The 9,791-nt window shown below is 71.3% G+C and carries 7 protein-coding genes and 2 pseudogenes; 5 read left to right on the forward strand and 4 right to left on the reverse strand.

Translation table 11 applies throughout. From position 1 onward, the window contains the following. The first annotated feature begins 2 nt into the window (after positions 1-2). The 4 genes from GAS53_RS48950 to GAS53_RS48965 all read left to right on the forward strand — a co-directional run bounded on the left by GAS53_RS48950 (position 3) and on the right by GAS53_RS48965 (position 4,859). On the forward strand, positions 3-1,433 hold the full coding sequence (locus GAS53_RS48950) for an energy-coupling factor transporter transmembrane component T (RefSeq protein ID WP_318724293.1): 1,431 nt from the start codon (positions 3-5) through the stop codon (positions 1,431-1,433). Continuing rightward, on the forward strand, positions 1,430-3,196 hold the full coding sequence (locus tag GAS53_RS48955; RefSeq protein WP_151484268.1) for an ABC transporter ATP-binding protein: 1,767 nt from the start codon (positions 1,430-1,432) through the stop codon (positions 3,194-3,196). The genes GAS53_RS48950 and GAS53_RS48955 overlap by 4 nt, the downstream gene beginning before the upstream one ends. Next, positions 3,193-4,104: an ECF transporter S component gene (locus GAS53_RS48960; RefSeq protein WP_151484269.1), complete on the forward strand. Its 912-nt coding sequence runs from the start codon at positions 3,193-3,195 to the stop codon at positions 4,102-4,104. Before GAS53_RS48955 ends, GAS53_RS48960 begins: the two co-directional genes overlap by 4 nt. Positions 4,105-4,433: 329 nt before the next feature. Next, positions 4,434-4,859 carry an aggregation-promoting factor C-terminal-like domain-containing protein gene (locus GAS53_RS48965; protein ID WP_225859594.1) on the forward strand — a complete coding sequence of 142 codons (426 nt, stop codon included), beginning with the start codon at positions 4,434-4,436 and terminating at the stop codon, positions 4,857-4,859. Positions 4,860-5,005: 146 nt separating this feature from the next. Here the strand turns inward: GAS53_RS48965 and GAS53_RS48970 are convergent, their stop codons facing one another. Next, complete coding sequence (locus tag GAS53_RS48970; RefSeq protein WP_151484270.1) at positions 5,006-5,869, reverse strand: SDR family oxidoreductase; 864 nt, start codon at positions 5,867-5,869, stop codon at positions 5,006-5,008. Between the two features lie 193 nt (positions 5,870-6,062). Between GAS53_RS48970 and GAS53_RS48975 the strand changes: the two genes are divergently transcribed. Continuing rightward, complete coding sequence (locus GAS53_RS48975; RefSeq protein WP_151484271.1) at positions 6,063-6,749, forward strand: TetR/AcrR family transcriptional regulator; 687 nt, start codon at positions 6,063-6,065, stop codon at positions 6,747-6,749. Between the two features lie 65 nt (positions 6,750-6,814). Here the strand turns inward: GAS53_RS48975 and GAS53_RS55770 are convergent, their stop codons facing one another. The 3 genes and pseudogenes from GAS53_RS55770 to GAS53_RS58875 form a co-directional block, all read right to left on the reverse strand. Then, positions 6,815-9,247: a serine/threonine-protein kinase gene (locus GAS53_RS55770; protein ID WP_192583633.1), complete on the reverse strand. Its 2,433-nt coding sequence runs from the start codon at positions 9,245-9,247 to the stop codon at positions 6,815-6,817. 60 nt (positions 9,248-9,307) lie between these two features. After that, a pseudogene (locus GAS53_RS48995) lies at positions 9,308-9,607 on the reverse strand (ATP-binding protein); the annotation flags it as partial. A gap of 103 nt (positions 9,608-9,710) precedes the next feature. Further along, positions 9,711-9,791, reverse strand: a pseudogene (locus GAS53_RS58875) (IS200/IS605 family transposase); the annotation flags it as partial.

A 9,791-nucleotide genomic window follows, 5' to 3' on the forward strand; every position in this document is an offset into this window, starting at 1 on the left:
CGATGACCGTCAGCAGCAACGACGACCGGCGCCGGGGGCGCGGGCGCGGGCGCGGGCGCGGGCGCGGGCAGGCGCGCAACCCCGAACAAGCGGGACAAGCGGCCACCGCTGCCGCCTCACCCACCGCTCCCGCCTCGCCCACCACTTCCGCTTCCGCCTCGGCCTCGGCCGACCCGTCCGCCTCAGCCGCCGCCGCTGCCGCCGCCGCTGCCGCCGACGCCGCCGCTACCGCCGCAGGCATTCGTTCCGCAGGGCGAAAGGGACGGGCGCAGCCCAAAGCCCCGGCCCCCGCTTCCAAAAGAGTCCGGCGGCAACTCCGCGCCCCGGCGGCAACCCGTTCCAACGCCCTGCACCCCGGCGCCTGGTGGCTCTGGGCCCTCGGCCTCGGGACCGCCGCCTCCCGCACCACGAACCCCCTCCTCCTCGCCCTGCTGATCGGCGTGGCCGGCTACGTGGTGGCGGCTCGCCGGACGGAGGCCCCGTGGGCCCGTTCGTACGGCGCCTTCGTCAAGCTGGCGCTCGTCGTGCTGGCCATCCGCCTGGCCTTCGCCGTGCTCCTCGGCTCCCCCATCCCCGGCACGCACACCCTCGTCACCCTCCCCGAACTCCCCCTCCCCCACTGGGCCCAGGGCATCCGCATCGGCGGCCGAGTCACCGCGGAAGGCCTGGTCTTCGCCCTGTACGACGGCTTGAAACTCGCCACGCTGCTCATCTGCGTGGGCGCGGCGAACGCCCTCGCGAACCCGGCCCGCCTCCTCAAATCCCTCCCAGGAGCCTTGTACGAGGCGGGAGTTGCCGTAGTGGTCGCGCTCACCTTCGCCCCGAACCTGATCGCGGACGTCCAGCGCCTGCGCGCCGCACGGCGTCTTCGCGGTCGTCCGGACAAGGGCCTGCGCGGCCTGCTCCAGGTCGGACTCCCGGTCCTGGAGGGCGCGTTGGAGCGGTCCGTCTCCCTCGCGGCGGCGATGGACGCGCGCGGCTACGGCCGTACCGCCGACGTTCCGCCGACCGTCCGCCGCACCACCGCCGCACTCACACTCGGCGGCCTGGTCGGCGTCTGCGCGGGAACGTACGGCCTGCTCACCGCGGAGGGAGGCACGTACGGCCTGCCCGTACTGCTGGCCGGGCTGGCCGCGGCCCTCGCCGGGCTGTGGCTCGGCGGCCGCCGCTCGCTGCGCACGCGGTACCGGCCGGACGCGTGGGGCGTCCGCGCGTGGCTGGTCACCGCGTCCGGCGCGGCGGTCGCGGCACTGCTGATCCTGTACGCCTCGTACGACTCGGCGTCCCTGCACCCCGGCGTCGTCCCCCTCACCGCACCGACGCTCCCCCTGTGGCCGGCCGCCGCGATCCTGCTCGGCCTCGTGCCCTCCTTCGTCGCCCCCGCTCCCCAGAACAGCCGCAAGGACCACAACAGCCGCAAGGAGTCCTCATGATCCGCTTCGAGGACGTCTCCGTCACGTACGACGGGGCGGCCGCGCCCTCCGTCCAGGGCATCGAACTCACCGTCCCCGAGGGCGAGTTGGTGCTGCTGGTCGGACCGTCCGGCGTCGGCAAGTCGACGGTCCTGGGCGCGGTGAGCGGACTGGTCCCGCACTTCACGGGCGGCACCCTGCGCGGACGCGTGACGGTGGCGGGCCGTGACACGCGGACGCACAAGCCGCGCGAACTCGCGGACGTGGTCGGCACGGTGGGCCAGGACCCGCTGTCGCACTTCGTGACGGACACGGTCGAGGACGAACTCGCGTACGGAATGGAGTCGTTGGGCCTCGCGCCCGACGTGATGCGCCGCCGCGTCGAGGAGACACTGGACCTGCTCGGTCTCGCGGACCTCCGCGACCGCCCCATCTCCACGCTCTCCGGCGGCCAGCAGCAGCGCGTCGCGATCGGCTCGGTCCTCACCCCGCACCCCAGGGTCCTGGTCCTCGACGAACCGACGTCGGCCCTCGACCCGGCCGCGGCGGAGGAGGTGCTCGCCGTCCTCCAGCGTCTCGTCCACGACCTCGGCACGACGGTCCTCATGGCCGAACACCGCCTGGAACGCGTCGTCCAGTACGCCGACCAGGTCGCCCTCCTCCCGTCCCCCGGCGCCCCGCTGGTGCTGGGCACGCCGTCCGAGGTCATGGCCGTGTCCCCGGTGTATCCGCCGGTCGTGGCCCTGGGACGGCTCGCCGGATGGTCACCCCTGCCGCTGACGGTGCGGGACGCGCGACGGAGGGCGGGGGCGTTGCGGGAACGGCTGGCGGGGAACGCGTACGAAGCCACGGGCACAACCACGGCCGCAGCCACAGCCACAGCAGGGGCAGGGGCAGCAGCAGCGGCCGTACTCGCGACGGAAGGCGCCACCGCCACCGCACCCAGCCGCCGCCCGAAGCTCTTCCGCAAGCGCACCCCCGAGACCGGAGTCCCAACTCCCCACCCCACAGCGGTGGTTGACGGCCTCGCCGTCCGCCGCGGCCGCGCCGAGGTACTCCACGACGTCACCCTCACCGTCGCGCCCGGCGAGACCGTCGCCCTCATGGGCCGCAACGGCGCAGGCAAGTCGACGCTGCTGTCCGCCCTCGTCGGCCTGGTCGTGCCCGCGGCGGGATCCGTACGCGTGGGAGGCGTCGAACCCCACCGCACGGCACCCCGTGAGCTGATCCGCCACGTCGGCCTCGTACCCCAGGAGCCCCGCGACCTGCTGTACGCGGACACGGTGGCCGGAGAGTGCGCGGCCGCGGACAGTGACGCGGGCGCCGGGCCAGGCACGTGCCGGGCCCTGGTGTCCGAGCTGCTCCCGGGCATCGAGGACGACACACACCCGCGGGACCTCTCGGAGGGCCAGCGGCTGGCCCTCGCCCTGGCGGTCGTCCTGACAGCCCGTCCGCCCCTGCTCCTCCTCGACGAACCGACCCGTGGCCTCGACTACGCGGCCAAGTCCCGCCTGGTCACCGTCCTGCGGAACCTCGCGGCCGAGGGCCACGCCATCATCCTGGCCACCCACGACGTCGAACTGGCCGCCGAACTCTCCCACCGGGTCATCATCCTCGCCGACGGCGAACCCGTCGCCGACGGCCCGACGGCCGAGGTCGTCGTCGCCTCCCCGTCCTTCGCTCCCCAGGTCACCAAGATCCTCTCTCCGCAGAAGTGGCTGACGGTCTCCCAGGTACGCGAGGCGCTCCGCGCGCCCGAACGGGAGGAGGGAGCGGAAGCATGAACTTGAACTCCCGACAAGCCCAGCACACCCAGCACACCCAGCGGATCCAACAGACCCACCAACCCCAAGCCCGCCCCATCCGCCTGGGCCCCCGTTCCCTCGCCACCCTCGCCCTCGTCAGTGTCATCGGTCTCGCCGCGCTCACCTGGCCCTTCTTCAGCGGGCCGAGCTCTCAGGTCGGGGCCCACTCGAAGGACGCGCCCTGGCTGTTCGCCGGGCTGCTCGTGCTGCTGGTCGGGGTCGTGGCGGCGACGATCTCCGAGTCGGGTCTTGGGCCCAAGGCCGTGGCGATGCTCGGGGTGCTCGCCGCGACCGGTGCCGCGCTGCGGCCGATCGGGGCCGGGACGGCGGGGATCGAGCCGATGTTCTTTCTGATGGTGCTGAGCGGGCGGGTGCTCGGGCCGGGGTTCGGGTTCGTGCTCGGGGCGGTCACGATGTTCGCCTCCGCGCTGCTGACGGGCGGGGTCGGGCCGTGGATGCCGTTCCAGATGCTCTCCATGGGCTGGTTCACGATGGGCGCGGGCCTGCTCCCGGGGCCCGACCGGCTGCGTGGCCGGGGCGAGCTGGTCATGCTCGCCGCGTACGGGTTCCTCGCCGCCTTCGCGTACGGCACGTTCATGAACCTGGCGGGCTGGCCCTTCATGGACGCGCTGTCGTCGAACGTCGCCTTCGACCCGCACGACGGTGTCGGCACCAACCTGGCCCGCTTCGTCGCGTACTGCCTGGCCACCTCCCTCGGCTGGGACCTGGGCCGGGCCGCGGTGACCGTCGTCCTGACCCTCACGCTCGGCGCGACCGTCCTCAAGGCGCTCCGGCGGGCCACGCGGAGGGCGGCCTTCGAGACCTCGGTCACGTTCGAGCACCCGCGCGGTGCGGCGCCCGTCACACCGCCCGACCGCACCCCGTAGAAGCGTCAACCACTGCCTGTTACACACGCCGTGAGCCGCCCCACAGGACGTAGGTCACTTACGAAGCGCGGCCGTAGACCAATTCGCCTGTCATGCTCGCGTCGTAATGGCCTCTGACCTGGGGATTGAGAGCCACGTCACAGAAGGACCTTTTTCAACAGATACGACCACAACTAGCAAAAGGGGTCATTGCGGACGCATCGCAAGCCTGTTTCTCTGGACGAGTCGCAAGGCGCCGACGTGCCCACCCGGGCCGCGGCGCCGACGCATGCCAGGGCTCACGTCACGGCGTACGAGCGGCCACCCCGTCCCCGAAGAAAAGGTTCTCTGTGTCCTTCTCCACCCGCATCCGCCGCATCGCCACTCCGAAGAAGGCCCTCACGGGCGCCGCCGTGGCCGCTGCCACCGCCGGCATGGTGCTCGCGGCGTCCCCCGCCCAGGCCGCGGCCCCCGCGAAGGCCTCCTCCACCTCGGCCAAGGCGATCGCGCAGAAGATGATCCCGAACGACGCGCAGTTCGCCGCGTTCAGCAAGATCGTCGAGCACGAGAGCGGCTGGAACGTCACCGCCACCAACTCCTCCTCCGGCGCCTACGGTCTGGTCCAGGCCCTGCCGGGCTCGAAGATGGCGTCCGCCGGTTCCGACTGGAAGACGAACCCGGAGACCCAGATCGAGTGGGGCCTCGACTACATGAAGTCCCGCTACGGCAGCCCGGTCGGCGCCTGGAACTTCTGGCAGTCCAACGGCTGGTACTGACCGGCCCGCACGCCACCCACGTGCACCCACGTACGCGAAGGCGGCGACCCCGATCCCCGGGTCGCCGCCTTCGCCATGCGCCCGAACGAGTCCGTATGGAACCTCGATCGGGCCGGTCCGTACGGAACCCGATCGGACCGGTCGGTCTACCGCGAGCGCAAGGCGGCCTGCAAGACCTCGTGGACGGTCTTCGCGGGGCGACCGATGGTGGCTTCCAGGGTGGGGTCGGTGGCGGTGAACTCGCCATCGCGCGATGCCGCGAACATCGTCAAGCTGAACTCCGCAGCAGGCCGCGGCATCCCGCCGGCGACGGCTGCGGATATCCACTCGTTGTCGTCCATGACGACTCGGGTGACGGTCCGGCCGGTGATGCGGCTGAGGATTTCGGCGACGTCGGCGAAGTCCAGCGTGTGAGGGGCTGTCAGCGGTGGCGTGACCCCTTCGAGCGCACCGCCTTCGGTCAGGGCGAAGGCCGCGGCTTCTGCCAGGTCCTCGTGGGCCGTCCAGGACACCGGACCGTCCTGCGGCACGGCGAGCGTGCCGGTCTTGAGCGCCGCGCCGATGTAGTAGCCCAAGGTGGAGGCATAGAACCCGTTGCGAAGCGCGGTATAGGGGACTCCCTGCTGCTTGAGGTGCTCCTCGGTAGCCGCGTGGACCTTCTGCGGCGGGAAGAGCGACGCGGGAGAGGCGGCCTGGTGGCTGGTGTAGAGGATGCGTTGGGCGCCCGCTTCCCGTGCTGCGTCGATGGCGGCGCTGTTGGCGGTCAACGCGCCGCCGCCTCGAATGGCCGCGGAGACGACCAGGACACGCTCGGCACCTTCGAAAGCGTGCTTGAGACTGTCGGGTTCGGTGAAGTCTCCCGCTCGGACTCGGACACCGCGCTCGGCAAGGTCGGCGGCCTTGCTCACGTCGCGCACACTGACGCCGATCCTGTCGGCCGGTACCCGCTCCAGCAGGCGGTTGACGATCAGCGACCCGAGGTGGCCGGTGGCTCCCGTGACGATCAGCATCGATGGCTCCAGTCTGATGACGTTTCCAACGGAACTGAAATAACGGTATCACTGATAATTCCATTGGTTACGACCGTGAGAGTCCATCCGGAGATTGGGCGACTGACCAGCATCTTCGGACAGGTCACCTGCGGAGAGGCGGCAATATCAGCGGTAGCATCGCCTGTCACGCCCGGGCGATACCATCGCCTCCATGGCACCGAACACGCAGCGGCGAGACATCACCCGGGACCGCATCGTGAAGGCTGCGGCCGGCCTGCTGCGCGACCAGGGTCCGGCCGCGGTGACCACGCGCCGCGTGGCCCACGAAGCCGGGCTGCAGCCTCCGGCTCTCTACCGCTTCTTCCAGGACAAGGACGACCTGCTGGATGTCGCCGCGGAGCATGTCTTCGCCGAACATGTGGCGAGCAAGCAGACCACCGCGCCCTCGGACGACCCTGTGGAAGACCTCCGCGCCGGATGGAACACGCAGATCAGCTTCGGCCTGGCCCACCCGTACGTCTACGGCCTGTTGCTCGACCCGGCCCGCGCACGCGCCACCCCGGCACAGGTCAAGGGTGTGCTGATCCTCGCCGGGCGTGTGCACAGAATCGCCGCCGCGGGGCGGCTCCGGGTGAGTGAGGAACGGGCCGTCAACCTCATCCGCTCGGCGGGGGTCGGAACCGTCCACACCCTGCTGACCCTGCCACCGGAGCAAAGCGACCCGCACCTGGCCGACGCCGCCTTCGACGCGATCACTCGCGCCATCCTCGTGGATGAGCCCGCTGTCCCCACCCAGGACCCGGCGGCCGTCGTTGCGGCCTTCCGCACCCTCCTGCCCGAACTGCCCGGTCTCAGCAAAGCTGAGGCCGCGCTCCTCGACGAGTGGCTGCAACGCTGATCCGGCACCGCGCCACGGCCCTGGCCACGATGGCAGCGTCTCGACCACCACGTCGGCCTCGGTTGCTACGTCACCGCGTACACGATGCCGTTCACGCTGCTGATGTAGAGCACTCCGTCGGCGAAGGCCGGCGTCTTCACGGGGCTGCCGGTGCGGAATTTCCACTGCTGTTCGCCGGTGCCGGCGTCCACGGCATACAGGTTGCCGTCCCCGCTGCCCACGTAGGCCATGCCGTCGACGACAATCGGCTCGCTCACGAATGGGGCTTTGCTGATGCGGGATTTCCATCGCTGCTTGCCGGTGCCGACGTCCACGGCGGACAAGTTGCCCCCGGCGCCCAAGTAGACCGTCCCATCGGCGACAGTCGGCGCGCTCACGTTGTCGCTGGTGGCGAATTTCCAGCGCTGCTTGCCGGTCGCGGCGTCCAGCGCGTACACGTTGCTGTCCTCGCTGCTGACGTAGACCACGCCGTCGACGACGGTCGCGGCTGCGGTCACCAAGTCGCGGGTGGTGAACTTCCACCGCTGCTTGCCGGTGCCGGCATCCACCGCATACGCGGTGCCGCTCACACTGCAGGCATAGACCACCCCGTCGACAACGGTCGGCGGCTCCTCGACTCGGCTGGGGGTGGTGAACTTCCACCGCTGCTTGCCGGTGCCGGCGTCGATCGCGTACACATAGCCCGCTATGTAGTCGCTGCCGACTCCGCCGGGGCCCGGGACGTCGACCCCGCCGCCGACGTACACCACACCGTCGGCGACAGTCGGCGACGAGCTGCCGTTCTTGCCGGTGAGGAATTTCCACCGTTGCTTGCCGGTGCGTGTGTCCACCGCGTACAGGTAGTTGTCCACACTGCCCACGTAGACCGTCCCGTCGGCGACAGCCGCCGCCGAATACACGTCCCCACGAGTCGTGAACGTCCACCGCTGTACGCCGGTCAGGGTCTCCAGCGCGTACAGCTTGTCGGTGCCGCTGCCGATGTAGACGACGCCGTCGGCGACGATCGGTGACCCGTACACGAGGCCACCCGTGACGAATCTCCACTGCTCCACGCCGAACACGGCGTCGCGATTGGGCGTGGGTGTGGGCGTGGGGGACGCGCTGGGTCTTCGGCCGGAACCGGGCGGGGCCTCGGATTCCTTGGCGGATGAGTCGCGGTCGCTGAACCTCCAGCCGGCGAAGCCGAGTCCTGCGGCGGCGGCCCCGCCGAGGCCGAGCAGGGCCCGCCGACGGGTCAGGCCGGCCCCGGCCGGGCGCGCGGTCGGGCCGGTACCGGTTACTGCCGCCTCCGGGCTCTCGGGCGAGGGCTCGGATTCGGGCGTCTCGGGTTCGGGTACCTCGGATTCGGGTGCCTCGGATTCGAGTGAGTCGGGTGCCTCGGATTCGGGTGTCTCGGTCAGTGCCGGAGCCGAGGTGGGAGCCGGTACGGGAGCGGGGTCGGGCTCCCGTACCGGTGCTGGCGCCGGTGGTGCTGGTGCTGGTGCTGGTGGGACCGCAGGCCCGTGCGCGGTGGTGCGTGAGTGCAGGGTCGCGGCGACCGGTGCGGGGAGCCAGCCGGGCTGGGTAGGCGTGTGGGCGACGGCCTCCCCGGCGGCGGCCTCGCCGACTGCGGCCTCTCCGGCGGCGGCCTCCCCGACGGCCTCAGCCCCCCTCGCCTCCTCGGCGGCAGCCTCCGCCAGCTGTTCCAGCAGCGTCGCCACCGTCGGGCGCCGGTCAGGTTGCTTGTCCAGGCAGCGGGCCACCAAGGGCCGTAGAACGGGCGGGAGTTGGTGCAGGTCGGGTTCCTCGTAGACGACGCGGAAGCTCAGGGCGTGCCCCGAGCCGGTCCCGAACGGCCCCGATCCCGTCGCGGTGAATGCCAGCACCGCCCCGAGGGAGAAGACATCGCTGGCGGGCCCGATCGGCTTACCGGTCAGCTGCTCGGGGGACATGAACCCCGGCGTGCCCACCACCATGCCGGTTCGGGTCAACGCGCTGGCCTCGTGAGCCACCGAGATCCCGAAATCGATCACCCGTGGTCCGTCCGCCGCGAGGAGGATGTTCGACGGTTTGAGGTCCCGGTGGACCACATCAGCCGCGTGGATCGCCTCCAGCGCCTCGGCCAGGCCGGCGCCGAGTGCCAGCACCGGGCCCTGCGGCCAGGGCCCGTGGGCGGTCACGGCATCGCCCAACGCGACGCCCGGCACGTACGCCGTCGCAAGCCATGCCGGCGACCCGTCCGGATCGGCGTCCACCACACCGGCGGTGAACACCCCGTTGACTCGTCGGGCGGCGGCCACCTCCCGGGCGAACCGGCGCCGGAACTCGCCGTCCTCGGCCAGTTCGGGGCGCACCACCTTCACCGCCACCGCCCGGCCGCCGGGCGAGCGCCCTAAGTACACCCGGCCCATTCCGCCCACACCCAGCCGCGCCACGATCCGGTACCGCCCGACCTGCTCCGGATCCCCCGCTTCCAGCGCCTCGAACGCCTCCACCCGCAACCCCCTGCCCTGCCCCACGCCCCGGGCCCTGCCGAAGATCCCACATCATCCCCGACTCGCCCGTGCCCCGCACCACCCTCAGCCGCTGTCGTCACCCCGGCACTCGAACCACACCGTCTTGCCACCCCCGGCCTCCGGCCACACTCCCCACTTGGCGGCCATCGCATCGAGCAGGACGAGCCCGCGTCCGCCCTCCGACTCCCACGACAACTCGGCCGGGAAGACGGGAAGTTGGGGCGAGTCATCCGTGACCTCCACCCGAACCCCCGCCGACTGCCGCAGCAACAGCAACGCGCAGCGCCGGTCCGGGACATGGCGTACGACGTTGGCGACCAGCTCGGTCACGCCAAGCTCCACGGCGTCGGACAGCTCCGCCATCCCTGATCTTGCGTGGGTGTCCCTGGCTTCAGCCGGGGAGGGAAACGCGTCCTTGGCCCGGAGGCGCGAAGCGCCGGAGGTCTCTGCGCCTCTGAAGTAGCGGTCAGAGGGGGCGCTTCTGGCCCTCGATGTACTGACGCATCACAGTCAGCGGCGCTCCGCCGCAGGAACCCGCGAAGTAGGA

The organism is Streptomyces albicerus, from assembly GCF_008905045.1.
GTDB classification, from domain to species: Bacteria; Actinomycetota; Actinomycetes; order Streptomycetales; family Streptomycetaceae; genus Streptomyces; species Streptomyces albicerus.